Origin of the sequence: Herbiconiux sp. (genome assembly GCF_023264855.1) — a bacterium.
Classification (GTDB): domain Bacteria; phylum Actinomycetota; class Actinomycetes; order Actinomycetales; family Microbacteriaceae; genus Herbiconiux.
The window spans coordinates 38,472-65,314 of sequence record NZ_JAHFUW010000004.1 but is presented as its reverse complement, the minus strand read 5'-3'; the positions used below and the strand labels follow the sequence as shown (position 1 = coordinate 65,314).

Below are 26,843 nucleotides of genomic sequence, written 5' to 3'. Positions count from 1 at the left end.
CTTCTACGGGGTGATCAGCACGGCCTTCTCGACGGCGGCGTTGGCCGAACCGTGGGCGCCGACCGTGTAGATCGCGTAGCTGAAGCCGGCGGGAAGGGCCGGCAGCGAGGCGTAGCTGAGCGAGACGGCGAAGGCACCGCTGGTGAGCTTCGCCTGGCCGCCGGCGGGCGTGCTGGGGCCACCGCTCCATACCCAGAGGGTGTCGGATGCGACGCGCGAGCTGGTGGGCTTGCCCGCCGAGGGCTGCCAGCCGTTGGTGGTGTCGATCACGCCGATCGAGGCGTAGACGCCCACCGCGGTGGCTCCGCCGTACCCGGATCCCGACACGTAGTAGGTGCTGGTGGCCGTGTTCTTGGTGACCGCGAGCGCCGGGGTGCCGGTGCCGGTCGCGGGCGGGGCCGTGTAGGCGCCGGTGTAGCCGATCTCGCGACCCTGCTCCTGGGCGGCGTTCGCCACCCCGTGGGCGCCGATCGTGAACACGGCCGAGGTGTATCCGCTCGGCTTGGTGTACTGCGTCGCCACGGTGATCGTGGTGCTGAAGGTTCCGGATGCGGTCAGGTTCGCCTGCCCCGTGCCGGTTCCGCCGGGGTGCACCCAGATGGTCTGGGTCTCGACGCGGCTCGAAGAGGGCTTGCTGAGCGAGGGACGCCAGCCGTTCGTGGTGTCGACCGATCCGACGGAGAGGTAGAAACCGGCGACCTGGCCGGTGGAGGGCGAGATCGTCGTGGCGTCGTAGCCCGAGCCGGTGATCGTGAGCACCGTGCCCACGCCGACGCTCGAGGTCGGCGAGACGTTCAGGGTGGGGCCTCCCGTGACCAGCACGGCGCCGGGCGCCGCGAAGGCGGGTGCGGCACCCAGTCCGGAGAGGGCGACGGCGGCCGCGGCCAGGGCCGCGATCCCGAAGCGGGTGAACCGCCGGCGCCGGGGCGCGGGCAGCGTGTCGAGTGTGCTCATTACAGAGTGTCCTTCTGTGTGCAGGAACACGCACGAGCTCGGACACATCATGCGGACGGCGGGTGCCGTCACCGCAATTATGTAGGTAAGGCTAACCTAATTACAAGAGGTGAAAAGCGGGACCGGATCAGGCCGAGGCGAGGGCCACGATCGCCGCGATCAGCGAGCCGAGGGCGATCAGCAGGGAGATGCCGATCAGCACGGCGTGCACGATGAGGAACGTCGTGGGCTTGCCCGCGGAATCCCGGGCGCGCTCGTCGCGGCTGACGCGCTTGTAGAACTGCGGCCACACGATCGCGTTCCAGGCGGCGTTGACGATGAGCAGGATGGCGAGGGTCGTGATCACGGCCGACAGTCTACGAGAGCGGATGCGGCACCCGGGTGCGAGCCGGCGCCGGGCGGCTGTCGGTCCACGGCCCTAGACTCGATGCATGAGTTCTTCCTCCGACCGCCTGGTGTGGATCGACTGCGAGATGACCGGACTCGACCTCGCCATCGACGAACTCGTCGAGGTCGCGGTCGTGGTCACCGACTTCGATCTGCACATCGTCGATCCCGGCTTCAGCATCGTCATCAAGCCCGACGACTCGGCGCTGGCCAACATGAACGACTTCGTCACGAAGATGCACGAGTCGAGCGGTCTCTCCGAGGAGATCCCGAACGGGGTGAGCCTCGCCGACGCCGAATACCAGGTGCTCGAGTACATCCTGAAGCACGTGCCCACCGCGCAGCAGGCGCCTCTGGCCGGCAACACGATCGGCACCGACCGTGCCTTCCTGGCCAAGTTCATGCCGCGGGTCGACGGCCACCTGCACTACCGCAGCATCGACGTCTCCTCCATCAAGGAGCTCTCCCGCCGCTGGTTCCCCCGGGTGTACTTCAACGCGCCCGAGAAGGCCGGCGGGCACCGCGCCCTGGCCGACATCCTGGAGTCGATCCGCGAGCTCGAGTACTACCGCAAAGCGGTGTTCATCGCCGAGCCCGGGCCGAGCTCGGCCGACCTGAAAATCATCTCGGCCGATGTCGTGCGCGAATTCGGCTCGAAGTTGTAATAGAATATTTCTTCGTTGCCCTGCAAAGACGATTTGCCGGGTGAACATGGTGGATATAGCTCAGTTGGTAGAGCGCTGGCTTGTGGTGCCGGATGTCGCGGGTTCGAGTCCCGTTATTCACCCCACTGCCACAAAGGGCCCGGTTCGCCGGGCCCTTTGTGCATCCAGGATCGGAGCATCATGATCGAGCTCGACGCCGAGGCCTTCGAGGAGCTCGTCGGCGACGAACTCGACGAACTCCCCGACGACATGCTCGACGGGCTGGACAACGTCGTGTTCGTGATCGAAGACCGGCCCGAAGACGGCTCACTCGATCTGCTCGGCCTCTACGACGGCGTGGCGCTCACCGAGCGCGGGCAGTACGGCTTCGGCGAGATGCCCGACCGCATCTTCCTGTTCCGCGAGCCGCTGCTGGCCGTCTGCGACGACCTCGACGAACTTCGCGATCAGGTGCACATCACCCTGGTGCACGAGATCGCCCACTTCTACGGAATCGACGACGAGAAGCTGCACGAACTCGGCTGGGGCTGAACGCTCTCGACACGCCGTGGGTGTCGCGTCGCTCCGGGAACTCCCCGCACCGCCCCCTAGCCTGGACGTATGGCAGGCAGCACGAGCACGCAGACGGGTACGGCCGGGCGCAAGGCGCTGCGGGCCGTCGTCATCCTGCTCGGCGTGGTCGTCATCCTGGCCCTGGGGCTGTACGGCCCTGCGACTCTGGTGGGTCCGCTCCCCACCGCCACGGCATCCGTGGTCGACAGCACCGGAGAAGCGCCCGTCTCGGCCGCCCCCGTGGTGCCGGAGACCGGCGCGAGCGCCATCGTGGCCGACGTGGCGAGCGCCCCGTTCGCGACCGGCGGTCTCACCGAGGCGGTTCCGATCGGCGGATCCGCGAAGGTGATCACCGCCTTGGTGGTGCTCGACGCGAAGCCGCTCACCGCCGGCGACGCCGGGCCCGCCATCACCGTCACCGCCGAGGACGTCGCCGGATACCAGAAGTACACCGCGGAGAGCGCCCGCACCGTCGCGGTCGCCGCGGGCGAGAGCTGGACCCAGCGCGAGATGCTGCAGGCCCTGCTCCTGGGCTCCAGCAACAACCACGCCGACGCGCTCGCTCGCTGGGCCTTCGGATCGGTCGACGCCTACCTCACGGCCGCCGCCCGCTGGCTGACCGACCACGGAGCGACCGACACCACCGTCGTCGACACCACCGGTCTCGACGAAGACGATGTGAGCACGGCCACCGACATGGCCAGGATCAGCGCGATCGCGTTCTCGGTGCCGGCGATCGCCGAGATCATGGCGGCCGAGAACGCCCGCGTCACCGGCAACCGCAGCGTCGACAACCTCTCCGGCTACGCCGCCGACGAGGGCTACCGCGGGCTCTCGCGCAGCTACACCGACCAGGCCGGCATCTGCTTCCTGTTCGCCCTCGACGTGCCCGCCGCCGGGGCCACCGACGGCGCGGGAGTCACCCTGTACGGCGCGTTCCTGCGCGAGCCCGACTGGGACACCATCGACGCCGACCTGAGCGCCCTCGCCTCCTCGGCGGCCTCCACCCTGCAGCAGACCCCCGTGGTGACCGAAGGGCAGACCTTCGTGACCTACACGACCCCGTGGGGAGCGACCGTGCACGGCGTGGCGTCGAAGACCGAGAGCCGGATGCTGTGGGTCACCTCGCCGCTGGAGTACGCGGTTGACGCGACCCCCTTGACCACCGGCAACAAGGGGCAGCAGGTCGGATCGGTGACGGTCACGACCCCCGACGGCGACGTGACCGTGCTGCTCGAACTCGATCAGCGGATCGGCGACCCCGGGCCGCTCTGGCGGCTCACCAACCCGGTTCCCGTGATCTCGGCGTTCATCGACTCGCGCACCGCGGGCTGAGCGGATCCGGCCGACTCGCCGATCAGGACGACTCGCCGATCAGGTCGCCACGACCAGCGTCGCCAGTGCCCGCGGGTTCTCGCGCCGGATGAACGCCTGCCACTGCGCCTCCCAGCGGTCCCATTCCCGGGCGTACGGATCGCCGTCCCGGGCGAGAGCGCGGTCTTTTCGCACGGCGTCATCCGCCTCCACCCAGATACGGATGTCGGCGAGCCGCGCATTCCGCCGGCTGAGCGCCCCGCAGCCCTCGACGATCAGCGGCAGGGCGGGATCGATCTCGTGCCATTCGACGGCGCGCTCGGCGACCCAGTCGTACCGCTGCCATCGCGGGGCGCGGTGCTCGCCGCCGATCCGGTCCCGGCCCATCCTCTGCTCGCGGAAGGGAAGGAGCACGTGCTCGGTGATCTGCACGCTCGCCGCCTCCAACCCGTCCCAGCCCGGATAGACGTCGTCGAGGTGCAGCAGCGTCGGGCGGTCCTCGCCCGCCCAGCCGTCGCGCATCCGGAGCGCCAGTTCGGTCTTGCCCGAGCCGCTCGGTCCGTCGATCAGGATCACGGTCATGCTGCGCCTCGCCCCCTCAGCCGATCACGAAGTTCAGCGAACCGGAGACCGTCGCCACGGCGAGCGCGGTCGCGCCGATGGCCGCGCCGATGACGACGAGCAGCCACTCCGCGGCACCGAAGGTCGAGGGGCGCGCCCAGGTGCGCACCGTGTCGCCGCCGAAGCCCCGGGCCTCCATGGCCGTGGCGAGCTTGCTGCCACGGCGCAGCGAGAGCACGAGCAGTGCGAAGGCCTGACCGGCGAACCGGCGGATGCGGCCGGTGTCGCCGAGACCGCGGGCACGCCGGGCCAGTTCGAGGTGGCGCCAGTCCTGCAGGAAGAGGCCGATCAGGCGCATGCCGGCCAGCGCGCCGAGCACGAAACGGCTCGGCAGGTGCCAGACCTGCGCCAGGCCGTCGGCGAGATCGGTGGGGTCGATGGTGGCGAACAGCACGACCGCGGGCAGCCCGATGGCCAGGATGCGCAGCACGGTGGCGATGGCGAGCGCGATCGATCCGTCGCTGATGTGGATCAGCCAGAACTGGAAGTAGATCTGCCCGTCGGTGACGCCGTACAGGAGGGTCGTGATGCCCGCCAGCGGGGCGGCGATCCAGATGGCGATGGTGCGACGGAAGAAGGCGCGGGCGCCGAGGCCCGCCCAGGCGAACAGGATGCTCTCCAGGGCGAGCGCGACGGCCGCCGACACCCAGTCGATGGTGACGAGCAGGAAGGCGCTGAGCACTAGGGAGGCCGCGAGCTTCGCCACCGGGTTGATGCGGGTGATCCGGCCGGTTGCGCGAGCGGGGGTGAGGACGCTCATTCGGGAGCCGCCGGAGCGCTCGTGGGGGTCGCGCTCGCGGTCGTCGCGCTCGCGGGCGTCGCACTCGTGGGCGTCGCACTCGTGGGCGTCGCACTCGTGGGCGTCGAACGGCCGCCGATCACGAGTTCGTGGTCGGCGAGCGCCTCGATGAACGCACGGTCGTGGGTCACGGCCACCACGGCCGTGCCGCGCCGCATCTGCTCGGCGAGCAGGCGCACCAGCTCGGCCCAGGTGCGGGAGTCCTGACCGAAGGTGGGCTCGTCGAGGATCAGGATGCGCGGCCGTGCCACGAGCGCCGAGGCCACCGAGAGGCGGCGCTTCTCGCCGCCGGAGAGCGTGTACGGGTTCGCGGCGAGAAGAGAGCCGAGCCGGAGGCGATCCGAGACCTCGTGCACCCGTTCGGCGATCTCGTCGTGGCCGAGTCCCAGCGCCTTGAGCGAGACCTCGAGCTCGCCGCGCACGGTGCCGGTGACGAACTGGTGCTCGGGGTCTTGGAAGACGACGCCGATGCGGGTGAGCAGCTGACGGGAGCTCCAGGAGAGGGGATCGGGGCCGGGTGCGCGGGGTCGCCGGCGACCGGGCCGCCACGCCGATCGCGGCGCATCCGGAGTCGGGGCATCCGGATGGCCGGACTCGGCTCTGAGGGCATCGCTCGCGCTGACCTCGCCGCCCTCCGGCGGGAGCAAGCCGGCCAGAGTGAGCGCGAGCGTGGTCTTGCCGGCACCGTTCGGGCCGGTGAGCGCGGTGGCGGTGTCCGACCTGATCTCGAGGTCGATCCCGCTCGCGACCGGACGGCCGGGCATGCGTGCGACGGCGAGGTCGTGGGTGCTGAGGAGGAGCTCGGGCGCCGACGCCGGGACCGACGCCGGCTCATGTGAAGGAAGAGTCCGCTCGCGCGTGCGCACGGGCGCACCGCCGAGCGGGTCCTGACCGGGCACCCACACGCCGTCGGCGGCCAGCTCGGCCCCGCGGGCACCAAGCACCGCATCCGGAGCTCCGTCGGCGAGCACTCCCCCGCCCGGCGCCAGCACGATCACCCGGTCGACCACCTCGAGCCACACGTCGACGCGGTGCTCGACCACCACGAACGTCGCGCCCGACTCGCGCAGCACGCCGGCCACGGCATCCCGCACCTCTTCGACGCCTCCGGGATCGAGGTTCGCGGTCGGCTCGTCGAGCAACAGGATGCCGGGGCGCATGGCCACCACGCCGGCGAGCGCCACCCGCTGCTTCTGGCCGCCGGAGAGCTCGGAGGTCGGATGCGCGCGGTCGAGCCCGGAGCCCCGCCCCGGCGCCGCATCCGATCCCGCAGAACCGAGACCCACGGCCTCGAGGGCGGCGTCGACGCGCGGCCAGATCTCGTGGCGGGGCACGCCGAGGTTCTCGCAGCCGAACGCCACGTCGTCGCCCACGCGGGCGAGCACGATCTGCGAATCCGGGTCCTGCAGCACCAGACCGGCGCGGCCCCGGATGCTCGCGGGCGGCATCCCGTCGACGGTGAGCTCGCCCTCCTCCTCACCCTCGTCGGCGCCGCCCAGCACTGCGGCGAAGGCCTGCAGCAGGGTGGACTTGCCGGCCCCGGATGCGCCGAGCAGCAGCACGCGCTCGCCCGGTTCGATCGCCAGGTCGAGTCCGCGCAGCGCCCAGGCCGCGCGTCCCGCGTGCCGCCAGCCCCAGCCGGAGGCGCGCAGGGACGCACCCGCAGCCGAACCGTCGGCGACGGCATCGGCCTGGGTGTTCGCGGGCACGCGCGAGGGCATTCTCGGTGACCTGCTAGACCCTCGCCGTGACCTCGCGTCCGGCGGCGAAGCGGTTCAGCGCGCCGGTGCGGGCCAGCGCTCGCACGACGATCCAGGAGAGCAGGCCGGCGATGACGGCGCCGCCGATCGTGCCGCAGATGATGTAGATCGTCTTGAAGTCGGCGCTGTTGCCCGCGTACCAGAAGATCGAGTCGTTGATGCCCATGGCGAGACCCGCGCCCGCACCCGCCAGCACGGCCACGTAGACGCGGTAGTTGGCGTAGAGGAAGATCGCGAAGACGATCTCGGCGCCGAGCCCCTGCACGAGGCCGGAGACGAGCGTGAGAACGCCCCACTGGGTGCCGACCAGGGCCGAGACGATCGCGGCGACCAGCTCGGTGAAGAGGGCGGCGCCCGGCTTTCGCACGATCAGGCCGCCGAGCACGCCGGCGAAGAGCCAGACGCCGCCGGTCAGGCCCTGCGCGCCGGGCAGTAGTGCCTCGAGGCCGGTGCTGAGCGGCGTGTAGGTGAGGCCCCAGACCCAGAAGATGAGGCCGGAGGCGACCCCGATGACGCTGGCGACGACGATGTCGACGACCCGCCAGCGGTAGCTTCCGCGGCGGCCGGCGCCTGAGGCAGGTTTCGTCGAACGGACGGTGGTGGTGGTGGTGGCGTGCACTGATCGTGCCCTTTCAGTCGGTGGAAGGGGCACGGGTTTGCCGCCGTGGTGGACTCGTGAACCGTTGCTGCGGCTCACGGATCCGCCACCTGCGGCGAGAGATGCCTCCCTGCGCTGGCATGATCCAGATCAGGTTCGACGGTCGAAGGTTGAGAACCTTCCTCTCAGCCCGGCTCACCGGACTCCCGTGTGCCGCCATCCTACCCCCGCCCCGCCCCGCCCCGCTCTGCTCTAGCTCCCGTCCCTCCTCAATCCCATCCCCGCCCCACTCGCTCTCCCCTCCCGGTCCCCTCGCGTCCCCGCCACTTGGCAGAAGTCGCCCTAAAGCGGAGCGGCTTGCCACAACTTGTGGCAAGTCGGGCGTGATTGCGGCGACTTCTGCCAAGTCGTCGACACTCTCGCTCCGTGCGCGGTTGGGGATAGAACGTTCAGGAGAGGAGTTGCTGTGGAGAACGGTCGTCGGCGGGCGGATGAGGTCATGCTTGCTGCGTGCGAACCCAGATACCAGCCTCTCTTCAGGGCGAACCGTTCACCCTGGAGGAGGGCCGACGTGCCGGTCTCAGCGAACGCCGGATGCGCGAGAGGGATCTTCGTCGGCCGCACCGCGGCGTGAGGGTGGAAGCCCGGGTTCCGGTCGGTCTCGAGTCGCGGTGCCGGGCCTACGCGGCGCTGCAACGCCCGGGCCAGTTCTTCAGTCATACGACCGCCGCGCGCATCTGGGGTGTCCCGCTTCCGCCCTGGCATCCTGCTGAGTCCCTTCACGTGGCGGCGCACGCACCGTCGCGGGCACCACGGGTGCACGGAGTCATCGGGCATCAGTTCGAGGACCAGCGCGTGGGCATCCGGTCGCGCCATGGTCTCGCGGTGGCGGATCCCGTCTCCACCTGGCTGCATCTCGCAACGACTCTCGATCACTACGACCTCGTGGCCGCGGGCGATTACCTCGTGCGCACGCCGCACTTTCCCGTTCCAGGCGACCCCAGACCCTTCGCCACCATCGAGGAACTGGCCGGGCGGACGGCTCGCTACGGCGGTCGAGGGCGGCGGAACGCGACACTCGCACTCGACCGCGTCCGCACCGGTGTCGATTCGCCGCAAGAGACCCGACTGCGGCTGCTCATGGTGGACGACGGGCTGCCCGAGCCCCTGACGGATGTACCGATCCACGATTCGGCAGGCGCGCGGATCGCGTGGGTGGACCTGTACTACCCCGGTCTGCGTCTGGTCGTCGAATACGACGGCGAGCAGCACCGCACGAACGACAAGCAGTACGCGCGGGACGTCATCCGGCTGGACTCGCTCCGCGATGAAGGCGAGCACGTGCTGCGGTTCGGCAAGCTCTCCCTCACCGGCACGGGCCTCCCCGCCCTCACTCGCATCCGCGACCGAATGCACATGCTCGGCTGGCCCGAGCGACCCGCGACTTGACAGAAGTCGCCCGGAAACACGCCCACTTGCCACAAGTTGTGGCAAGTCGCGAGGGCTGGAGGGTGACTAGGGCGGGACAGACCGGGCGGGGCGCCGTCGGCCCGGGCAGGCTACTTCTTGAGCGCTCGGATGATGCGCGAGAGCGACCAGCCGGCGGTGACGATGACCGGGATGGAGACCGCGAGCAGCGAGATGAGGTTCGGCTGGAAGGTGGCCGTGCTGCCGGTCTTGACGTACGCGCCGATCGGCACGCTGAGACCGCCGCCGCCGAAGCCCTCGCCACCGGCTTCGCCGCCCATCAGGGGGCGCGAGACATCGGTGGGCACGTTGGCGTTGCCGTTGGTGGTGCCGTTGCCGCCGCCGAAGCCGGCCCACACCAGTGCGACAGGAACGATGCTGACACCGTCGATCTCGACCGGAGCGCCGTAAGCCGCTCCGACTCCGATGGATTTCGTCGCGTCGGTCAGGGTGTCCACGAGGTTCGCCATGGGCATACGCTACCGCGATCACCACCGCCGGGGTAGGGGTGCGCCGGTGGTCGCCCAGTCGGAACCCGGTAGCGTGAACTCCGAATCGACAGGAGATCACATGCAGTCATGGCCAGGATCGGCCTACCCGCTCGGCGCCACCTACGACGGGAGCGGAACCAACTTCGCCCTCTTCAGTGAGGCGGCACACCGGGTGGAGCTCTGCTTGTTCGGCGACAAGGGCGCCGAGACCCGGGTGGAACTGACCGAGGTGGACGCCTTCGTCTGGCACGCGTACCTCCCGCAGGTGCAGCCGGGCCAGCGCTACGGCTACCGCGTGCACGGCGACTACGACCCGTCGAACGGCAATCGGGCGAACCCCAACAAGCTATTGCTCGACCCCTACGCCAAGGCGACCAGCGGCGCCATCGACTGGGACCAGTCGCTGTTCTCGTACAACTTCGGCGACCCGGACTCCCAGAACGACCAGGACTCCGCCAAGCACATGACCTACGGCGTGGTGATCAACCCGTTCTTCGACTGGGCGGGCGACCGCAAGCTGCGCATCCCTTACAGCCAGAGCGTGATCTACGAGGCGCACGTCAAGGGCCTCACCGCGCTGCATCCCGAGGTGCCGAAGGAGCAGCGCGGCACGTATGCGGGCGTCGCGCATCCGGCCGTCATCGAGCACCTGCTGAAGCTCGGCATCACCGCCATCGAGCTGATGCCCGTGCACCAGTTCGTGAACGACAGCACGCTGCTCGACAAGGGCCTCAGCAACTACTGGGGCTACAACACCATCGGCTTCTTCGCCCCGCAGAACACCTACTCCTCCACCGGCGACCGCGGTCAGCAGGTGCAGGAGTTCAAGGGCATGGTGAAGTCGCTGCACGCGGCCGGCATCGAGGTCATCCTCGACGTGGTGTACAACCACACCGCCGAGGGCAACCACCTCGGCCCCACCCTGAGCTTCCGCGGCATCGACAACGCCGCCTACTACCGCCTGATGGAAGACGATCAGCGGTACTACATGGACTACACGGGCACCGGCAACACCCTCAACGTGCGGCATCCGCACTCCCTGCAGCTCATCATGGATTCGCTGCGCTACTGGGTGACCGAGATGCACGTCGACGGCTTCCGCTTCGACCTGGCCAGCGCCCTGGCGCGCGAGTTCTACGACGTCGACCGGCTGTCGACCTTCTTCGAGCTCGTGCAGCAAGACCCCGTGGTGTCGCAGGTGAAGCTCATCGCCGAGCCGTGGGACGTGGGCCCCGGCGGCTACCAGGTGGGCAACTTCCCGCCGCAGTGGACGGAGTGGAACGGCAAGTACCGCGACACCGTGCGCGACTTCTGGCGCGGCGAGCCCTCCACCCTCGGCGAGTTCGCGAGCCGCTTCACCGGCAGCGCCGACCTCTACGAGCACTCCGGCCGCCGCCCGGTGGCCAGCATCAACTTCGTCACCGCGCACGACGGATTCACCCTGCGCGACCTGGTGAGCTACAACGAGAAGCACAACGACGCCAACGGTGAAGACAACAACGACGGCGAATCGCACAACCGCTCGTGGAACTGCGGTGTCGAGGGCCCCACCGACGACCCGAAGGTGCTCACCCTGCGCGCCCGCCAGCAGCGCAACTTCATCGCCACCATGCTGCTCTCGCAGGGCGTGCCCATGCTGCTGCACGGCGACGAGCTCGGCCGCACGCAGAACGGCAACAACAACACCTACGCCCAGGACTCGCCGCTCACCTGGGTGCACTGGGACAGCGAAGACCAGCCGCTGATCGAGTTCACGGCCGCGGTCACCCGGCTGCGGAAGGAGCATCCGACGTTCCGGCGCAGCCGCTTCTTCGACGGCCGCCCCGTCAAGCGCGGCAAGGGCGAGCCGCTGCCCGACATCGCTTGGCTGAACGAAGACGCCACCGAGATGCAGCCCGAGGAATGGGACTCGTCGCTGTCGCGATCGGTCGGCGTGTTCCTCAACGGCCAGGGCATCCGGGCGCGCGATCCGCGGGGCAATCCGCTCAGCGACGTGAACTTCCTGCTCTACTTCAACGCCCACGACGAAGACCAGGAGTTCACCCTCCCCTCGGCCGAGTACGCGCCGAGCTGGGACGTGGTGATCGACACCGCGGGAGAAGCAGCGGATTCCCAGGTGTTCGAGGCTGGCGGGCAGCTCACAGTCGGGGCACGCTCGATGGTGGTGCTGCGCGTCCACCGCGAGCTCGAGGTCGAACCCGACCACTCGGTGGCGGCTTCGCTCACCGCGGCGGCCGACGCGGCTGGTCAGATCACGCCGTCCATCCCCTCAGCCGGCTAGAAAGAGATTCCGGATGCGCGTTCCCCGCTCCACCTACCGCCTCCAGCTGACCGCCGACTTCACCCTGTGGGATGCGGCGCGTCTGGTTCCCTACCTCGCCCGCCTCGGGGCGGACTGGGTGTACCTGTCGCCGATCCTGCAGGCCGAGGAGGGGTCGCAGCACGGCTACGACGTCACCGACCACTCGCGGGTGGACGAGTCGCGCGGCGGGCCCGACGGGCTGCGCGCCCTCTCGGAGGCGGCGCACGAGGCCGGGCTCGGCGTGCTCGTCGACATCGTGCCCAACCACGTGGGCGTGGCGACCCCGTCGCAGAACCCGTGGTGGTGGGAGCTGCTTGCGGGCGGCCGGGAATCGCGCATGGCCGGAGCCTTCGACGTGGACTGGGACGCGGGCGGCGGCCGCATCCGCATTCCCGTGCTCGGCGACGACTCGGTGGAGGCTCTCGAGATCGACCGCAGCGGGGCCGAGCCCGTGCTGCGGTACTACGACAACGCGTATCCGATCGCTCCCGGCACGGCCGACGACGGAGCCTCCGCTCAGGAGGTGCACGACCGCCAGCACTACGAGCTGGTGAACTGGCGCCGCGAGGGCAGCGAGCTGAACTACCGCCGCTTCTTCGCGGTGTCGACCCTCGCGGCGATCCGGGTGGAGGAGCCGCGGGTGTTCGACGAGTCGCACGCCGAGATCGGTCGCTGGTTCCGCGAGGGACTGGTCGACGGGCTTCGGGTCGACCACCCCGACGGACTCGCCGACCCTAAGGGGTACCTCGACCGGCTCGCCGAGCTGACCGGGGGCGCCTACGTGCTGGTCGAGAAGATCCTCGAGGGCGACGAGCCGCTGGAGACCGACTGGGCGACGGCCGGAACCACGGGCTACGACGCTCTGGCCGGCATCGACCGGGTGTTCGTGGATGCTGCGGGCGAGGCCGCGCTCGACGCGCTCGCGGCCGAGCTGCGGCAGGACTCCCCCGTCGTCCCCGAGCCGGGCAGCTACCCCGAGCTCATCCACGACACCAAACGGGCGGTGGCCGACGGCATCCTGCAGTCGGAGGTTCGCCGGCTGGCCCGGGACATCGAGCGCGACGGCGGTCCGCCGACGCCGACCGCCTCCGAGACGGTGTGGGATGCCCTCGCCGAACTGCTGGCCTGCTTCCCGGTGTACCGCTCGTACCTGCCCGCCGGGCAGGAGCACCTCGACACGGCGCTCGCCCGCTCCCTCGAACACCGCCCGGAACTGCGACCGGTTCTCGAGGAGGTCGCCGCCGTGCTCGCCCGCACCGGCGGGGCTGCCGGCGCCCGCTTCCAGCAGACCTCCGGCATGGTGATGGCCAAGGGCGTCGAAGACACCGCGTTCTACCGCTGGTCGCGCCTCACGAGCCTGAACGAGGTGGGAGCCGAGCCCGACGAGTTCGCGGTCGACGTCGAGCGGTTCCACGCCCTGCAGCGGCGCCGGCTCGACACGCTGCCCGGCGCCATGACCACGCTCTCCACGCACGACACCAAGCGCTCGGAAGACACCCGGGCGCGCATCACCGCGCTGGCGGAGGATCCGGATGCCTGGGCCGCCACCCTCGCCGAGCTGCGCCGGACGCATCCGCTCGGCGACGGCCCGTTCGAGAACCTGCTCTGGCAGGCGCTGCTCGGCACCTGGCCGCTGGACCGTTCCCGCGCGCAGGACTACGCGACGAAGGCGTCGCGCGAGGCGGGCACGTCCACGGGATGGCTCGCCGTGAACGAGACCTTCGAGGCGCAGATGCAGGCCGCGGTCGACTCGGTGTACGTCGATCCGATCGCCGGAGCCGCCCTGCAGGCTCGTGCGGAGGCGGTTCGGCGGGCCGGCCGCAGCACCTCGCTGTCGCAGAAGCTCGTGCAGCTCACCACCACCGGGGTTCCGGATGTCTACCAGGGCACCGAGCTCTGGGACCACTCGCTGGTCGACCCCGACAACCGGCGCCCGGTCGACTACAGCGTGCGCGCCGACCTGCTCGAGCAGCAGGACGCCGGCGAATCACCGGAGTTCGCCGGGTCGGCGGGCGAGCCCGACGATCTCGGGGCGGCCAAGCTGCTCGTGGTGTCGGCTGCCCTGCGGCTGCGCCGCGACCGGCCCGAGCTGTTCACCGACTACGTGCCGCTCGAGGCGCGCGGCAGCGCCGCCGGCCACGTGCTGGCCTTCGACCGGGGCGGGGCGATCACCGTCGCCACCCGCCTGCCTCTCGGCCTCGAGCGCCGGGGCGGGTGGGACGACACCACACTCGAGCTCCCTAGCGCCCGCAACGGCTACGTCGACACGCTCACCGGGCGTCTCTACGGTGCCGAGCACGGCGACGGCGGCATCCGGCTCGCCCTGCTGCTCGAACGCTACCCCGTTGCCCTACTGCAGAGGATCGACGAATGACGAACCCGACCGCCTTCCGCGTCTGGGCACCCCGCGCCGCCACCGTCGAGCTGGTTCTCGCCGACGGCGCCGAGCCCGCCGGCTACCGCGCGCATCCGCTGACCGCGACCGACGGCGGCTGGTGGGTCTCCGGCCCCGACGTGCCCTGGGCGCCGGGCCTGCACTACGGTTTCCTGCTCGACGGCGACGGCCCCTACCCCGACCCGCGCTCGCGCCGCCAGCCCGACGGCGTGCACGGCCTCTCGCAGACCGACGACCCCGCCTCGTACGCCTGGCAGGACGGCGACTGGGCCGGCCTGCCCCTGGACCGCGCCGAGATCTACGAGCTGCACCTCGGTACGTTCACGCCCGAGGGCACGCTGGAGGCCGCAGCCGGCCGCCTCGACCACCTGCGCTCGATCGGCGTCACCCACGTCGAGCTGCTGCCGGTGAACGGCTTCAACGGCACCCACAACTGGGGCTACGACGGCGTCGCGTGGTTCACCGTGCACGAGGGCTACGGGGGCCCGGATGCCTACCGCCGCTTCGTCGACGCCTGCCACGCGGCCGGTCTCGCGGTCATCCAGGACGTGGTCTACAACCACCTCGGCCCGAGCGGCAACTACCTGCCGCTGTTCGGCCCGTACCTGAACGACAAGAACAGCAACACCTGGGGCGTCTCGGTGAACCTCGACCACGAGGGCTCCGAGGAGGTGCGCCGGTTCATCCTCGACAACGCCCTGATGTGGCTCGAGGAGTACCACGTCGACGGACTGCGCCTGGATGCGGTGCACGCGCTGGTCGACGGCTCCCCCACCCACCTGCTGGCCGAGCTGGCCGCCGAGGTGGAGGAGCTCTCGGAGCGCAGCGGCATCCGGCGCCAGCTGATCGCCGAATCGGATCTGAACGACCCGGTGATGTTCACGGCACGGGCCGAGGGCGGTCACGGGCTCGACGGGCAGTGGAGCGACGACTTCCACCACGCCGTGCACGTCAACCTCACCGGGGAGACCACGGGCTACTACGCCGACTTCGACTCGGTGGGGGCGCTGGCGAAGGTGCTCACGCGCGGGTTCTTCCACGACGGCACGTACTCGAGCTTCCGCGAGAAGACGCACGGCGTCGAGCTCGACCGGGCGGCGACCGCTCCCTGGCGGCTCGTGGTGGCCTCGCAGAACCACGATCAGATCGGCAACCGGGCCGTGGGCGACCGCCTCACGGCCACGCTCGATGCCGAAGCACTGGCCATCGCGGCCGCCCTCACCCTGCTCGGGCCGTTCACCCCGATGCTGTTCATGGGCGAGGAGTGGGCCGCGCCGACCCCGTGGCAGTTCTTCACCTCGCATCCGGAGCCGGAGCTCGGCGAGGCCACCGCGAAGGGCCGCATCAGCGAATTCGCCAAGATGGGCTGGGACCCGGATGTGGTGCCCGATCCGCAGGAGCCGTCGACGTTCGAGAACTCGAAGCTGGACTGGTCGGAGCTCACGGATGCCGCGCATCCGGAGCACGCCGCCATGCTCGAGGTGTACCGCAGCCTGGCCGCGATCCGGGCCACCCTGCCCGCGGGCGACTCGGTGCGCCTCGCCGACGTGCGCGTCGACTTCGACGACGACGAGCGCTGGCTCACGCTGGAGCGCCCCGGCCTCGTGCTGGTGGTGAACCTCTCCGACGAGCCGCGCCCCCTCGCGCGCATCGCCCCGCGCCTCGGCGAGGTGCTCTTCGAGTCGCGAGCGGCGCTCCGCGGCGAGCCCGCGCCGGCTGCCGGCGCGACGCCCACGGAGGCCGCACCCCGTTCGGTGCTGGTGACTCGCCCCGCAGACTGACTCCGTCCATTCCCGAGGGGTTCGGTTCGAAAAAGCTGCAAATAACGCAGAGCGACCCCGTATACGGCCTCACTATGGCTGAATTGCAGCTTTTTCGAACCGAACCGTCACGCTGTTGCTAGCGCCGGGTACCGTTCCGCTCGGCGGTTTCGCCTGAGCGCGGCGCATTCACCAAAGACGCCGGACGCACGATGTCGGTGCCGAAACGGGCCGTCACGCGGTCGATGGTGCGCTCTGCGTCGTGCCAGCCCTCCGACGGGACGGTCTCGTCGGCCCAGAGGGAAGGCTGATGCACTGTTCCTCCGGCCTCGGAGAGCTGCTCGACGCGCACGCCGATCAGGCGGATCGCGTCGCCGCGGGTGCCGACCGCGTCAAAGACCGCCGAGATCTCGTCGTAGATGCGACGCCCGAGGTCGGTGGGCTCGGACAGTGTGCGTGAGCGCGAGATCGTCGTGAAGTCGGCGAAGCGCAGTTTCAGGGCCACGGTCTTGCCCACCAGCCCGGCCGCGCGCAGGCGCACGGCGACCCGGTTGGACTGGTCGAGCAGCTCGCGGCGCAGCACCTCCGGCGAGCGCTCGTCGACGTCGAAGGTGCGCTCGTGCCCCACGCTCTTCTCCTGCGAGGGCGGCAGCACCTGCCGGGTGTCGATGCCGAGCGCCAGTTCGTGCAGTTTCTCGCCGGAGGCCGCACCGACCGTCCGGATGAGCGCATCCAGCGGGGTCTCGGCGATGTCGCCGACGGTGCGCAGCCCCAGCCGCTCGAGCCGCTCGGCGGTGCTCCCGCCCACACCCCAGAGCGCGCGCACGGGCAGCGGATGCAGATACGCGAGCACCTCCGACGGCCGGATGACGAGCATCCCGTCGGGCTTGGCCCGCCCGGAGGCGAGCTTGGCCATGAACTTGGTGGGCGCCACCCCCACCGAGCACGGCAGCCCCGTCTCGGCGAACACCTGGGCGCGCAGGCGCCGGGCGATCTCGTCGGACTCCCCGAGCAGGCGGCGCGCGCCGGCGACGTCCAGGAACGCCTCATCGATGCTGAGGGGTTCGACGTGCGGCGTGACGGAGCGGAAGATCGCCATCACCTGCCGCGAGTAGTCGCGGTAGAGCTGCATGTGCGGCTCGAGCACCACGGCCTTCGGGCACAGCCGCAGGGCCGCCCCGACCGGCATGGCGGAGTGCACGCCGAAAGCCCGTGCCTCGTAGGTCGCGCTGGTGACGACGGCTCGCCCGGAGCGGCCACCGACGATCACCGGCTTGCCCGCGAGTTCGGGGTGGGAGAGCAGTTCGACCGACGCGAAGAACGCGTCCATGTCGACGTGCAGGATGGGCGGACTCGGCTCGGCCGGCCCGCTGCTCCCGCTCGCGTGGGCGCGCGGCTCGGTGGACATGCCTCGAGCCTACGTCCCACCACCGACACCGTGACCGCGCCGCGACCACACCGCCGGCTGCGCGGCGGGTAGGCCGCCCCACGAGCGCGCGTCCCCGCATCCGACACACCCCGCCCCGAGCGCCCCAACCTCCCAGACTTCACCCAGACCAGGGGAAAATACTGATCGACGCCAGGCCGCCGCCCGGTGCACGACCGAATCGACAGGATCCCTCGCCCGTGAATCCCGTGAATGTCATCCTCGACATCGGAATCCTCTCCGGTCCCTTCGTGGTCGCCGTCTACGCGGCCGCCGCCGTCACCGCGCTCCTGCTGCTGTTCGTCGTGCCCGGCCCGCGCTGGCGCCGTCTGCCCTGGTTCGGCGTCGCCGTCGTCGTCGCGGTGCTGGGCGGCGCCCTCGGCCTCTTCCTCACCTGGCTGCTCTCCGACCAGCTCAACCTCTTCGGAGCCGAGCTCACGGTGGTGGCCCGCATCTGGATCGTCGTCGGATTCGGCGCCAGCGCGATGGCCCTCGCCTCTTTCTGGCGGGGAACCTGGCGCCGGATGATCGCCTCCGTGCTGGCCGTGGTGCTGTTCGTGGCGACCGCGGCGATGAGCATCAACATCGACTTCGGGCAGTACACCACCATCCGCAGCGCGCTGGGGATCAGTGCCTACTCCGCCGAGCTGCCGAAGCTCAACACCGCGACGGCCTCGATCGCCACCTGGACCGCCCCGGCCGGCATGCCCACCACCGGCAGCGTGAGCAGCGTGACGATCCCGGGCACGACCTCCGGATTCGACGCCCGGCCCGCCGTGGTCTACCTGCCGCCGGCCGCCCTCACCGCGAACCCGCCGAAGCTGCCGGTGCTGATCATGCTCTCCGGCCAGCCCGGCAGCCCCGACGATCCGCTGAAGACCGCCAAGCTGCAGGCCAGCCTCGACACCTACGCCGCCGCGCACCAGGGCCTCGCCCCGATCGTGGTCTCGCCCGACCAGCTGGGTGCGCCCGATGTCAATCCGATGTGCGTCGACTCGCCGCTCGGCAACTCGGCCACCTACCTCACCGTCGACGTGCCGGCCTGGATGAAGGCGAACCTCCCGGTGCTCGACGGCCCGCACTACTGGGGCATCGGCGGTCTCTCGCAGGGCGGCACCTGTTCGATCCAGCTGGGGGCGGCGCATCCTGAGCTGTTCGCGGCGATCCTGGATGCCTCGGGCGAGGAGTATCCGCGCATCCACGACGAGCAGAACGCCACCGCCCAGGGCTTCGGCGGCGATGCGGCGAAGTACGAGGCCGCCAAGCCCGCCTCGATCATGGCGGCGAACGCGCCGTACAGCGACATGTTCGCGGTGTTCGGTGTCGGCAGCGAAGACACCGCCTACCTCCCCGGCATCAAGACGCTCTACGCCGACGCACAGGCGGCGGGCATGACGGCCACCTACATCGAGGCGCAGGGCAGCGCGCACGACGCCACCACCTGGTCCTACGTGTTCGAGAAGGGACTGGACCTGATCGCGGATCATTGGGGCCTCAACCGATGACGCCCGCACCGGCCGCATCCGGTTCGGCGGGGCCTGCCCAGGATCCCGCACCCGTAGCACCCGCACCGCCCGCACAGCCCGCAGCCGCACCGCCCGCATCCCTGGCCAGGCGGATGCGGGCCCGCGCGCGCTCCATCCCCGTCACCTGGGTGGTGGTGGCCCTGGTGCTTGCGGCCAGCCTGGTGCGGCTGTTACTGCGTCCCGGCCGCGCCCGCACCGGGGTCGACGACTTCGTCGCGACCGGCTTCGACGCCGTCTTCGTGCGCCACGACTGGATCTCCACCCTCACCTCGGTGTTCTTCGTCTGGAACCCGGTCGTGCTCGCCGTCGTGCTGATCGCCCTGATCGTCGGCATGGGCTGGTCGGAGCGGCGAATGGGGCACCTGCGCACCGCGATCGCCTTCGTGGTGGTGACCGTGGTGGGCATCCTGCTCGGCCTCACCACGCAGGCCCTCGGTCTCGTGCTCGACCTGTACTCGGCCGAGATCACCCGGGTGCACCGCACCGTCGATCCGGTGATCGCGCTGGCGGGCGTGGTGATGGCCGCGAGCGCCTTCGCCGGCCCGCTGCTGAAACGCCGCATCCGGATCGTGGGCTTCACCGTCATCCTGGTGTTCGTGCTGTATTCGGGGCAGCCCTCCGACCTGTTCCGGCTGTTCGCGGCCATCGTGGGCCTGCTGCTCGGGATGGCGATGGCGCACACGCCGATCGTCGTGCGCCGCCCGCGCGCGACCCGGCGGGAGGCCCGCACGCTGCTGGCGGCGGTCGTGGCGGTCACCGCCCTCGGCCCGCTGGTCACGATCGTCTCGCCGAGCGGGAACGGCGTGCTGAACCCGCTCGGGCTGCTGTTCCGCGATCCCCTGCGCGACTACGCCACCATCGCGGCGCGCTGCCAGACCGGCGACTACTCCCGGCACTGCGTCGACGCACTGGCGCTGTCCCGCCTGGACGGGCCCGGCGCCGTGGCGCTCACCCTGCTCCCGCTCGTCGCCCTGCTGGTGTCGGCCTGGGGCATCCAGCGCGGGCGCCGGGTGGCCCTGTGGTTCGCGGTCGGCATCAACCTCGCGCTCTCGCTGCTGGCCGCGGTGTACTTCGGCTTTCTGCCGCTGCTCTCCTCGAGCGAGTTCAGCACCTTCCAGACGGCCGCCGCCGACGACTACCGGGTGTTCGAGATCGTCTCGGCCCTCGTGCCGCTGGCCATCGCGGCCGCGCTCGTGGCCTCGATCCGGCTGTTCCCGGCCGAGCACGGAACCCGGGCCACGGCGCGATTCGCGGGTCTCGCCGTGGGCCTGTTCGCCGGCATCTCGCTGCTCTACCTCGCGATCGTCGTCGCGGTGCGCGACCAGTTCTCCCCCGTCGCCTCGGTCGGCGACCTGCTGCTCGACCTGCCCGAGCGCTTCGTGCCGGTCGGCTTCGTGTCGTTCGAGCCCGCCGACATCTTCCCCACCGGCCCCGTCGCCGTGATCGCCTCGCAGTGGGTGGGAGCGGTGTTCTGGGGAGCGCTGATCGTGGTCGCCATGCTCGGGATGCGCAGCCGGCCGCGCGGATCCTCGAGCGACGAGGCGCGCATCCGGGACCTCCTGGTGAGCGGATCGGGCGGCACCCTCTCGTGGATGACCACCTGGCCGGGCAACCACTACTGGTTCGCGCCCTCCGGCGGCGCGGTCGCCTACCGCGTGATCGGAGGGGTGGCGATCACGACCGGGGATCCGCTCGGGCCGCCGGCGTCGCATCCGGAGACCGCGCTCGCGTTCAGCACGTTCTGCGCCGATCGAGGCTGGACGCCGGCGTTCTACTCGGTCACCCGCTCGCTGCGCGAGCACCTGGCCGAGGGCGGCTGGGCATCGATGCAGGTGGCCGAGGAGACGGTGGTGGATGCCCGGGGCTGGTCGACCGACGGCAAGAAGATGCAAGACATCCGCACCTCGATCAACCGGGCGGCGAAGGAGGGCGTGCGGGCCGAGTGGTTGCCGTACGCGCAGCTGGGGGCGTTCCACAGTGCGCAGATCCGGGAGATCTCGGAGCTCTGGGTGGCCGAGAAGGATCTGCCCGAGATGGGCTTCACGCTCGGCGGCGTGGACGAGCTGATGGACCCCGAGGTGCGGCTGATGGTCGCGATCGGGCCGGACGACCGGGTGCAGGGTGTGACCAGCTGGCTGCCGACCTTCTCGGACGGAGTGGTGGTGGGCTGGACGCTCGACTTCATGCGCCGTGGGCCGTCGAGCATGAACGGGCTGATGGAGTTCTTGATCGCGCAGACGATCCTTCGGGCCCGCGACGAGGGGGTCGCGTTCGTGAGCCTGTCGGGGGCGCCGCTCGCGGTGGCGGATGCCGGGGCCTCCGCGGGCACCGCCCCCGGCGCGGCGCCGGCCGCAGGCATCCTGCCGTTCCTCAGTCGCACGCTGGAGCCGGTCTACGGCTTCCGTTCGCTGCTGCGGTTCAAGATGAAGTTCCGGCCCGAGTTCGCACAGCTCTACCTCGTGTACCGCGACCCGCTCACGCTGCCGGCCATCGGCCTGGCGCTCGGCCGCGCCTACCTGCCCACACTCTCTGCCCGGCAGGCGCTGCGCACCCTCGCCTCGCGCGATTGACGCTCTGCGGTGCCGCGGGTGGCGGTGCCACTGGTGGCGGTGCCGCTGGTGGCGGTGCCGCGGGGCCGATCGTCAGCCGAGTGGGCGGGCGAGCAGCGCCACGACGACCGAGCCGCCCTTGGTGGCCTGGCGGCCCACCTCGGCGAAGCCCAGGCGGCCGTGGAAGCGCAGCGATCCGGGGTTCGGGGGTTCGACGTTGACCTCGCAGTCGACCTCGGATGCCCCGTCGGCGGCCGCCGCATCGAACACCGCCTCGTACAGCAGAGCACCCAGCCCCGCCCCGCGCTGCCCGTCGCCCACCACGATCCGGTCGACGTAGAGAAACGCCTCGCCACGAGCGCTGAACCAGCGGTAGTTCTCGCTGGCGTACTGCAGGCCCGGCGGGAGAGCCAGCACGAAGCCGAGCACGGCATCCGGATGCTCGTCGTCGACCACGGCGACGGCGAGCCGCGACTGCGCCACCAGCTCGGTCATCTCGACGAGGTCGATCTCGTTCACGGCGGGCACGGCGGCCGTGTTCAGCACCAGCAGGTGCGGCAGGTCGGCGGGGGTCAGCGGGCGGACGGTGTGCATCCGTCAACGCTAGCGTGCGGCATCCGGCTCTGTTCGCTGAGCGCGAATCGGGTGCATCATGGAGGCGTTCCTCGGAATGCGGCCCGCTGTCGCCGCATTGACACCAGAGACCGCAAGGCCGATAGGAGCAACGATGACCACGCCCACCCCTGCCCCGACACCGACCAGCGCCGAGGTTTCGGCCGAGATCACCCAGTGGCTGCGCCTGCAGCGCCGGGCCCACCGCGAGTTCGAGGTGCGCCTCGCGGCCATCACCGACTGGGAGGCCCCGACTCCCGACACCGAGTGGAGCGTGCGCGACCTCGTGGCGCACGTGGTCGAAGAGCAGCAGTGGGTTCCGTGGCTGCTCTCGGGGCTGGAGACCGGCCACGCCCGCAGCCGCCTCCGCCCGCTGGAGGACGACCTCCGCCAGGAGTGGCGCCTCTACTCGCTGGCGGCCACCACTGCTTGGCACGACGCCTCCCCCGCCGATCGGGTGCGGCTCTCCTACGACACGGTCGACATGATCGACTACCTCAAGGAGCAGGTCTCGGATGTCACCATCCACACCTGGGATCTGGCGCGCGCCGTGAACACCAACGAGAGCCTCGACGAGGAGCTGATCGAGGCGGTCTGGACCGTGTTCGCTCCGCAGGAGGCGACTCTGCGTGCCAGCGGCCTGTTCGCGTCTCCGGTGCCGGTGCCCTACGACGCCCCGCTTCAGTCACGGCTGCTCGCGCTCACCGGGCGCGACGACCGCCTGGCCGCGTAGGCGGCCGAACCCGCCGGCAGATACACCAGATCGCGCGGGTGGCTGAGGCAGAGTTCGCGCTGCAGGGTGTCGAGCTGCATCCGGAGCGCCTCGAGCTCTGTGACCAGGGCCGACGGATGCTCGTCGACGGCCTCGAGAAAGACGTTGCAGGCCGCGACCATCGCGTTGAGCGTGCCCCAGGCGGCCGAGCGCGGCCGCAACGACTGCCGGGCGGTGCGCACGTCTTTGCGCAGCAGCACGACCGAACGCCGCACCCGGTTGAGGTCGGAATCGGGGTCGGCCCGGTCGAGCGACACCGGCCCCGCCAGCTGCTCGGGCGCGAGCGCGCGCCGTGAGGCCACCTCGAGGCTGAGCAGCCGCAGCGCGTTGATCTCGGCGGCCTTCTCGGTGCGGCGGCTCTTGCCGCGGTCGATCAGCAGCGCGAGCAGCGCACCGGCGGTGACGCTCGTGGTGGTGACGAGGATCTGGGCGATAACGACTTCCATGCCCTCACGCTACGGCCCACCACCGACACTCCCGGAGCGCCTCCTTGGCCCCTCAGGCGCCGACGAGCCTCGCTGGGGCTCGGGGTCAGGAGGCGGCGGCGCGCTCCAGGACGAGCTCGCGCACGCGCGCGGCGTCGGCCTGGCCCTTCATGGCCTTCATGACCGCACCGATGACGGCGCCGGCGGCCTGCACCTTGCCGTCTTTGATCTTCGCGAGCACGTCGGGCTGGGCGGCGAGGGCTTCGTCGATCGCGGCGATCAGCGCCCCGTCGTCGGAGACCACGGCGAGCCCACGGGCGTCGACGACCTCCTGCGGGGTGCCCTCGCCGTCGATGACGCCCTCGAGAACCTGGCGGGCGAGGCGGTCGTTCAGCGCACCGCTGTCGACGAGGGCCACAAGAGCCGCGACATCCGTCGGCGTCACCAGGGCGGAGGGCTCGGCCGAGCGGGCGTTCGCGATGCGCGAGATCTCGCCCGACCACCACTTGCGGGCGGCCTGCGGCGACGCTCCCGCCGATACCGTCGAGGCGACCTCGACCAGCAGTCCGGCGTTCTGCACGTCTTGGAACTCGAGGTCGGTGAAGCCCCACTCGGCCTTCAGCCGGCGACGGCGCGCGGCCGGCGGCTCGGGCAGTGCGGCACGCAGCTCTTCGATCAGCTCGAGCGAGGGCACGACCGGCAGCAGGTCGGGCTCGGGGAAGTACCGGTAGTCGTCGGCATCCGACTTCGGACGACCGGCAGAGGTGGTGCCGGTGTCTTCGTGCCAGTGCCGCGTCTCCTGCGTGATCGTGCCACCGTCGGCCAGGATGGCCGCCTGGCGCTGGATCTCGTAGCGGATGGCCCGCTCCACCGAACGCAGCGAATTCACGTTCTTGGTCTCGGTGCGGGTGCCGAGCGGCGCCGGCGGCTCGCCGGGCACGGTGCGCGGGCGCAGCGAGATGTTCGCGTCGCAGCGCAGGTTGCCGCGCTCCATCCGGGCCTCGGAGATGCCGAGCGACACGACGATGTCGCGGATGGTCGAGACGTACGCCTTGGCCAGCTCCGGAGCATCCTTCTCGGCGCCGTAGATGATGTCGGTGACGATCTCGACCAGCGGAACGCCGGCGCGGTTGTAGTCGACGAGCGAGTACTCGGCACCCTGGATGCGACCGGTCGCGCCACCTACGTGGGTGAGCTTGCCGGCATCCTCCTCCATGTGCGCGCGCTCGATCGGCACCGTGAACATGCGGCCGTCGGGCAGCTCGACGTCGACCGAGCCGCCGAAGGCGATGGGCTCGTCGAACTGCGAGATCTGGTAGTTCTTCGCCAGGTCGGGGTAGAAGTAGTTCTTGCGCGCGAAGCGGCTCGAGGGGGCGATCGAGCAGCCGAGCGCGAGGCCCAGGCTGATCGAGTAGCGCACGGCCTGGCCGTTCACCACCGGCAGCGAGCCGGGGAGGCCGAGGCAGGTGGGCGTGATGTTCGTGTTGGGCTCGCCGCCGAAGTAGTTCGGGGCGCTCGAGAACATCTTGGTCTTCGTGGAGAGCTCGACGTGCACCTCGAAGCCGAGCACCGGCTCGAACAGCTCGAGGGCCTTGTCGTAGTCCATCAGTGCGGCCTTGGCCATCAGACGGCTCCTTCTTCTGCGGCGGTCATCTCGCCGGGGGCGAGATCCGGGGCCTGGCTGATCAGGGTGTGACCCCACTTCTCTTCGAGCAGGCGCTCAAGCGCGCCGCCGACGGTGTAGAGGCGGGCGTCTTCGCGGGCGGGGGCGAGGAACTGGATGCCGACCGGCAGCCCGTCCTCCGCAGCCAGGCCCACGGGCAGCGAGATGCCGGGGATTCCGGCGAGGTTCGCCGGGATGGTGGCGATGTCGTTGAGGTACATCGCCATCGGGTCGCCGTCGTTCTGGCCGAGCTTGAACGCGGTGGTGGGCGCGGTCGGCGAGACCAGCACGTCGACGCCCGCGAAGGCGGCGGCGAAGTCGCGCTGCACGAGCGTGCGCACCTTCTGCGCGCTGCCGTAATAGGCGTCGTAGTAACCGGCGCTGAGGGCGTAGGTGCCGAGGATGATGCGGCGCTTGGCCTCGGCGCCGAAGCCGGCCTCGCGCGTGGCCGACATCACGTCTTCGACGGTGCCGCCGCCGGGCGGGTTGACCCGCAGGCCGAAGCGCACGGAGTCGAACTTGGCCAGGTTGGACGAGGCCTCGGCCGGCATGATCAGGTAGTAGGCCGAGATGGCGTACTCCAGGCTCGGCAGGTTCACCTCGGTGATCTCCGCGCCCGCAGCGGCCAGGATGTCGAGCGCCTCGCGGAAGCGCTCGAGCACGCCGGGCTGGAAGCCCTCGCCGTCGAGCTCGCGGATGACGCCGATCTTGAGACCCTTCACGTCGGCGCGGCGCACGGCCTCGGCCATGCTCGGCCACTGGTCGGTGAGCGAGGTGGAGTCGAGCGGGTCGTGCCCGCCGATGATGTCGTGCAGCAGCGCCGAGTCGAGCACGGTGCGGCTCACGGGGCCGATCTGGTCGAGGCTGGAGGCCAGCGCGATCGCGCCGTAGCGGCTCACGCCGCCGTAGGTGGGCTTCACGCCGACGGTGCCGGTGACGTGCGCGGGCTGGCGGATCGAGCCGCCCGTGTCGCTGCCGAGCGCGAGAGGGGCTTCGAACGCGGCGACGGCCGCCGCCGATCCGCCCCCCGAGCCGCCCGGGATGCGCTCGAGGTCCCACGGGTTGTGGGTGGGACCGTAGGCGGAGTGCTCGGTGGAGGAGCCCATCGCGAACTCGTCCATGTTGGTCTTGCCGATCGGCACCAGGCCGGCGGCGCGGAGCTTCGTCATGACGGTCGCGTCGTAGGGCGGAACCCAGCCCTCGAGGATCTTCGATCCGCTCGTGGTGGGCATGTCGTTGGTGACGATCACGTCTTTGATCGCGATCGGCACGCCGGCCAGCGGATGCAGCGACTCGCCCGCAGCGCGGCGCTCGTCGATGCGGGCCGCAGTGGCCAGGCTCAGCTCGGGGGCCGTGTGCAGGAAGGCGTGCACATCGGGGTCGACCGCGGTGATGCGGTCGAGGTGGGCCTTCGTGGCCTCGACGGAGGAGAGCTCCCCGGCGGTGAGCTTCTCGGCCAGGGCCGCGGCGGACAGGCGCACGATCTCGTGCTGCTGGTTCGTCACTGCTCTTCTCCCAGGATCGCGGTCACGCGGAAGCGCGAACCGTCGTGGTCGGGGGCGCCGGCGAGCGCCTGCTCGGTGGTGAGGGTATTTCCGGGCACGTCGTCGCGGTAGACGTTCTGCAGCGGGATGGGGTGGCTGGTGGCCGGCACGTCGGCCGTGGCCACCTCCGACACCTTCGCGACATTGTCGACGATCGAGCCGAGCTCCTTCGTGAGGCTCTCGATCTCGGCGGGAGTCAAGGCGATCCGAGCGAGGTTCGCGAGATGCGCGACCTGCTCCTGAGTGATTTCGGACATGGTG

Annotated in this window: 23 protein-coding genes, 1 tRNA gene and 1 riboswitch; of the genes, 11 read left to right on the top strand and 13 right to left on the bottom strand. The window is 70.6% G+C overall.

Annotated features, from left to right (window positions below; all coding sequences use genetic code 11):
• Positions 1-3: 3 nt before the first annotated feature.
• A complete protein-coding gene (locus Q0D75_RS02755) occupies positions 4-954 on the bottom strand; it encodes a hypothetical protein (protein WP_291049095.1) in 951 nt (316 codons plus the stop codon).
• A gap of 127 nt (positions 955-1,081) precedes the next feature.
• Positions 1,082-1,300 carry an SCO4848 family membrane protein gene (locus tag Q0D75_RS02750; protein ID WP_291049093.1) on the bottom strand — a complete coding sequence of 73 codons (219 nt, stop codon included), beginning with the start codon at positions 1,298-1,300 and terminating at the stop codon, positions 1,082-1,084.
• Positions 1,301-1,385: 85 nt separating this feature from the next.
• On the opposite strand from Q0D75_RS02750, the gene orn reads away from it, so the two are divergent.
• From orn to Q0D75_RS02730, 4 genes are all read left to right on the top strand, one after another.
• Positions 1,386-2,006 (top strand): oligoribonuclease, encoded by a 621-nt coding sequence (gene orn, locus Q0D75_RS02745; RefSeq protein ID WP_291049090.1) that lies wholly within the window; start codon positions 1,386-1,388, stop codon positions 2,004-2,006.
• Between the two features lie 49 nt (positions 2,007-2,055).
• A tRNA-His gene (locus Q0D75_RS02740) sits at positions 2,056-2,131 on the top strand.
• A 55-nt stretch (positions 2,132-2,186) separates the two neighbouring features.
• Positions 2,187-2,537, top strand: a complete 351-nt coding sequence (locus Q0D75_RS02735; RefSeq protein WP_291049088.1) for a metallopeptidase family protein — start codon at positions 2,187-2,189, stop codon at positions 2,535-2,537.
• 69 nt (positions 2,538-2,606) lie between these two features.
• Positions 2,607-3,893 carry a hypothetical protein gene (locus Q0D75_RS02730; RefSeq protein ID WP_291049086.1) on the top strand — a complete coding sequence of 429 codons (1,287 nt, stop codon included), beginning with the start codon at positions 2,607-2,609 and terminating at the stop codon, positions 3,891-3,893.
• A gap of 39 nt (positions 3,894-3,932) precedes the next feature.
• Here Q0D75_RS02730 and Q0D75_RS02725 read toward each other — a convergent pair whose 3' ends face one another.
• Genes Q0D75_RS02725 through Q0D75_RS02710 form a run of 4 tightly spaced genes read right to left on the bottom strand, consistent with a single transcriptional unit; the run spans position 3,933 to position 7,671 of the window.
• Positions 3,933-4,454: an ATP-binding protein gene (locus Q0D75_RS02725; protein ID WP_291049084.1), complete on the bottom strand. Its 522-nt coding sequence runs from the start codon at positions 4,452-4,454 to the stop codon at positions 3,933-3,935.
• Between the two features lie 16 nt (positions 4,455-4,470).
• Positions 4,471-5,253, bottom strand: coding sequence for an energy-coupling factor transporter transmembrane component T (locus tag Q0D75_RS02720; RefSeq protein WP_291049082.1), 783 nt, complete (start codon positions 5,251-5,253; stop codon positions 4,471-4,473).
• Positions 5,250-7,001: an ATP-binding cassette domain-containing protein gene (locus Q0D75_RS02715; protein WP_291049081.1), complete on the bottom strand. Its 1,752-nt coding sequence runs from the start codon at positions 6,999-7,001 to the stop codon at positions 5,250-5,252. Before Q0D75_RS02715 ends, Q0D75_RS02720 begins: the two co-directional genes overlap by 4 nt.
• Positions 7,002-7,026: 25 nt before the next feature.
• Positions 7,027-7,671, bottom strand: coding sequence for an ECF transporter S component (locus Q0D75_RS02710; protein WP_291049080.1), 645 nt, complete (start codon positions 7,669-7,671; stop codon positions 7,027-7,029).
• A gap of 89 nt (positions 7,672-7,760) precedes the next feature.
• Positions 7,761-7,861, bottom strand: a riboswitch (TPP riboswitch).
• A 674-nt stretch (positions 7,862-8,535) separates the two neighbouring features.
• On the opposite strand from Q0D75_RS02710, the gene Q0D75_RS02705 reads away from it, so the two are divergent.
• Positions 8,536-9,099 (top strand): DUF559 domain-containing protein, encoded by a 564-nt coding sequence (locus tag Q0D75_RS02705; protein ID WP_291049079.1) that lies wholly within the window; start codon positions 8,536-8,538, stop codon positions 9,097-9,099.
• A gap of 110 nt (positions 9,100-9,209) precedes the next feature.
• Here Q0D75_RS02705 and Q0D75_RS02700 read toward each other — a convergent pair whose 3' ends face one another.
• Positions 9,210-9,587 carry a hypothetical protein gene (locus Q0D75_RS02700; protein ID WP_291049078.1) on the bottom strand — a complete coding sequence of 126 codons (378 nt, stop codon included), beginning with the start codon at positions 9,585-9,587 and terminating at the stop codon, positions 9,210-9,212.
• A gap of 100 nt (positions 9,588-9,687) precedes the next feature.
• On the opposite strand from Q0D75_RS02700, the gene glgX reads away from it, so the two are divergent.
• Genes glgX through treZ form a run of 3 tightly spaced genes read left to right on the top strand, consistent with a single transcriptional unit; the run spans position 9,688 to position 16,086 of the window.
• Positions 9,688-11,889, top strand: a complete 2,202-nt coding sequence (gene glgX, locus Q0D75_RS02695) for a glycogen debranching protein GlgX (protein ID WP_291049075.1) — start codon at positions 9,688-9,690, stop codon at positions 11,887-11,889.
• A gap of 13 nt (positions 11,890-11,902) precedes the next feature.
• Positions 11,903-14,284 (top strand): malto-oligosyltrehalose synthase, encoded by a 2,382-nt coding sequence (treY, locus tag Q0D75_RS02690; protein WP_291049072.1) that lies wholly within the window; start codon positions 11,903-11,905, stop codon positions 14,282-14,284.
• Positions 14,281-16,086: a malto-oligosyltrehalose trehalohydrolase gene (gene treZ / locus Q0D75_RS02685; RefSeq protein ID WP_291049069.1), complete on the top strand. Its 1,806-nt coding sequence runs from the start codon at positions 14,281-14,283 to the stop codon at positions 16,084-16,086. Before treY ends, treZ begins: the two co-directional genes overlap by 4 nt.
• A gap of 118 nt (positions 16,087-16,204) precedes the next feature.
• Here the strand turns inward: treZ and Q0D75_RS02680 are convergent, their stop codons facing one another.
• The gene (locus Q0D75_RS02680) at positions 16,205-17,473 is read right to left on the bottom strand and encodes a DNA polymerase IV (RefSeq protein ID WP_291049068.1); all 1,269 of its coding nucleotides are present in this window, start codon (positions 17,471-17,473) and stop codon (positions 16,205-16,207) included.
• Between the two features lie 218 nt (positions 17,474-17,691).
• On the opposite strand from Q0D75_RS02680, the gene Q0D75_RS02675 reads away from it, so the two are divergent.
• Positions 17,692-18,996 (top strand): alpha/beta hydrolase-fold protein, encoded by a 1,305-nt coding sequence (locus Q0D75_RS02675; protein WP_291049065.1) that lies wholly within the window; start codon positions 17,692-17,694, stop codon positions 18,994-18,996.
• On the top strand, positions 18,993-21,587 hold the full coding sequence (locus Q0D75_RS02670) for a DUF2156 domain-containing protein (RefSeq protein WP_291049063.1): 2,595 nt from the start codon (positions 18,993-18,995) through the stop codon (positions 21,585-21,587). The genes Q0D75_RS02675 and Q0D75_RS02670 overlap by 4 nt, the downstream gene beginning before the upstream one ends.
• A gap of 72 nt (positions 21,588-21,659) precedes the next feature.
• Here Q0D75_RS02670 and Q0D75_RS02665 read toward each other — a convergent pair whose 3' ends face one another.
• Positions 21,660-22,160, bottom strand: coding sequence for a GNAT family N-acetyltransferase (locus Q0D75_RS02665; RefSeq protein ID WP_291049059.1), 501 nt, complete (start codon positions 22,158-22,160; stop codon positions 21,660-21,662).
• A gap of 133 nt (positions 22,161-22,293) precedes the next feature.
• On the opposite strand from Q0D75_RS02665, the gene Q0D75_RS02660 reads away from it, so the two are divergent.
• Positions 22,294-22,911, top strand: coding sequence for a TIGR03086 family metal-binding protein (locus Q0D75_RS02660; RefSeq protein WP_291049056.1), 618 nt, complete (start codon positions 22,294-22,296; stop codon positions 22,909-22,911).
• On the opposite strand, the gene Q0D75_RS02655 is transcribed toward Q0D75_RS02660, so the two are convergent.
• The 4 genes from Q0D75_RS02655 to gatC form a co-directional block, all read right to left on the bottom strand.
• Positions 22,860-23,396, bottom strand: coding sequence for a hypothetical protein (locus tag Q0D75_RS02655; RefSeq protein WP_291049054.1), 537 nt, complete (start codon positions 23,394-23,396; stop codon positions 22,860-22,862). The genes Q0D75_RS02660 and Q0D75_RS02655 overlap by 52 nt on opposite strands.
• Before the next feature lie 85 nt (positions 23,397-23,481).
• Positions 23,482-24,999, bottom strand: coding sequence for an Asp-tRNA(Asn)/Glu-tRNA(Gln) amidotransferase subunit GatB (gene gatB / locus Q0D75_RS02650; protein ID WP_291049052.1), 1,518 nt, complete (start codon positions 24,997-24,999; stop codon positions 23,482-23,484).
• Entirely contained in the window at positions 24,999-26,543 is a 1,545-nt protein-coding gene (gatA, locus tag Q0D75_RS02645) for an Asp-tRNA(Asn)/Glu-tRNA(Gln) amidotransferase subunit GatA (RefSeq protein WP_291049050.1), read from the bottom strand. Before gatA ends, gatB begins: the two co-directional genes overlap by 1 nt.
• A complete protein-coding gene (gene gatC, locus Q0D75_RS02640; protein ID WP_291049048.1) occupies positions 26,540-26,839 on the bottom strand; it encodes an Asp-tRNA(Asn)/Glu-tRNA(Gln) amidotransferase subunit GatC in 300 nt (99 codons plus the stop codon). The genes gatA and gatC overlap by 4 nt, the downstream gene beginning before the upstream one ends.
• Positions 26,840-26,843 lie beyond the last annotated feature (4 nt).

Coding starts and splice junctions, on each gene's coding strand:
- Q0D75_RS02755 (WP_291049095.1), bottom strand. CDS start 954: ATGAGCACACTCGACACGCTGCCCGCGCCCCGGCGCCGGCGGTTCACC.
- orn (WP_291049090.1), top strand. CDS start 1,386: ATGAGTTCTTCCTCCGACCGCCTGGTGTGGATCGACTGCGAGATGACC.
- Q0D75_RS02735 (WP_291049088.1), top strand. CDS start 2,187: ATGATCGAGCTCGACGCCGAGGCCTTCGAGGAGCTCGTCGGCGACGAA.
- Q0D75_RS02730 (WP_291049086.1), top strand. CDS start 2,607: ATGGCAGGCAGCACGAGCACGCAGACGGGTACGGCCGGGCGCAAGGCG.
- Q0D75_RS02725 (WP_291049084.1), bottom strand. CDS start 4,454: ATGACCGTGATCCTGATCGACGGACCGAGCGGCTCGGGCAAGACCGAA.
- Q0D75_RS02720 (WP_291049082.1), bottom strand. CDS start 5,253: ATGAGCGTCCTCACCCCCGCTCGCGCAACCGGCCGGATCACCCGCATC.
- Q0D75_RS02700 (WP_291049078.1), bottom strand. CDS start 9,587: ATGGCGAACCTCGTGGACACCCTGACCGACGCGACGAAATCCATCGGA.
- glgX (WP_291049075.1), top strand. CDS start 9,688: ATGCAGTCATGGCCAGGATCGGCCTACCCGCTCGGCGCCACCTACGAC.
- treY (WP_291049072.1), top strand. CDS start 11,903: ATGCGCGTTCCCCGCTCCACCTACCGCCTCCAGCTGACCGCCGACTTC.
- treZ (WP_291049069.1), top strand. CDS start 14,281: ATGACGAACCCGACCGCCTTCCGCGTCTGGGCACCCCGCGCCGCCACC.
- Q0D75_RS02680 (WP_291049068.1), bottom strand. CDS start 17,473: ATGTCCACCGAGCCGCGCGCCCACGCGAGCGGGAGCAGCGGGCCGGCC.
- Q0D75_RS02670 (WP_291049063.1), top strand. CDS start 18,993: ATGACGCCCGCACCGGCCGCATCCGGTTCGGCGGGGCCTGCCCAGGAT.
- Q0D75_RS02665 (WP_291049059.1), bottom strand. CDS start 22,160: ATGCACACCGTCCGCCCGCTGACCCCCGCCGACCTGCCGCACCTGCTG.
- Q0D75_RS02660 (WP_291049056.1), top strand. CDS start 22,294: ATGACCACGCCCACCCCTGCCCCGACACCGACCAGCGCCGAGGTTTCG.
- Q0D75_RS02655 (WP_291049054.1), bottom strand. CDS start 23,396: ATGGAAGTCGTTATCGCCCAGATCCTCGTCACCACCACGAGCGTCACC.
- gatB (WP_291049052.1), bottom strand. CDS start 24,999: ATGGCCAAGGCCGCACTGATGGACTACGACAAGGCCCTCGAGCTGTTC.
- gatC (WP_291049048.1), bottom strand. CDS start 26,839: ATGTCCGAAATCACTCAGGAGCAGGTCGCGCATCTCGCGAACCTCGCT.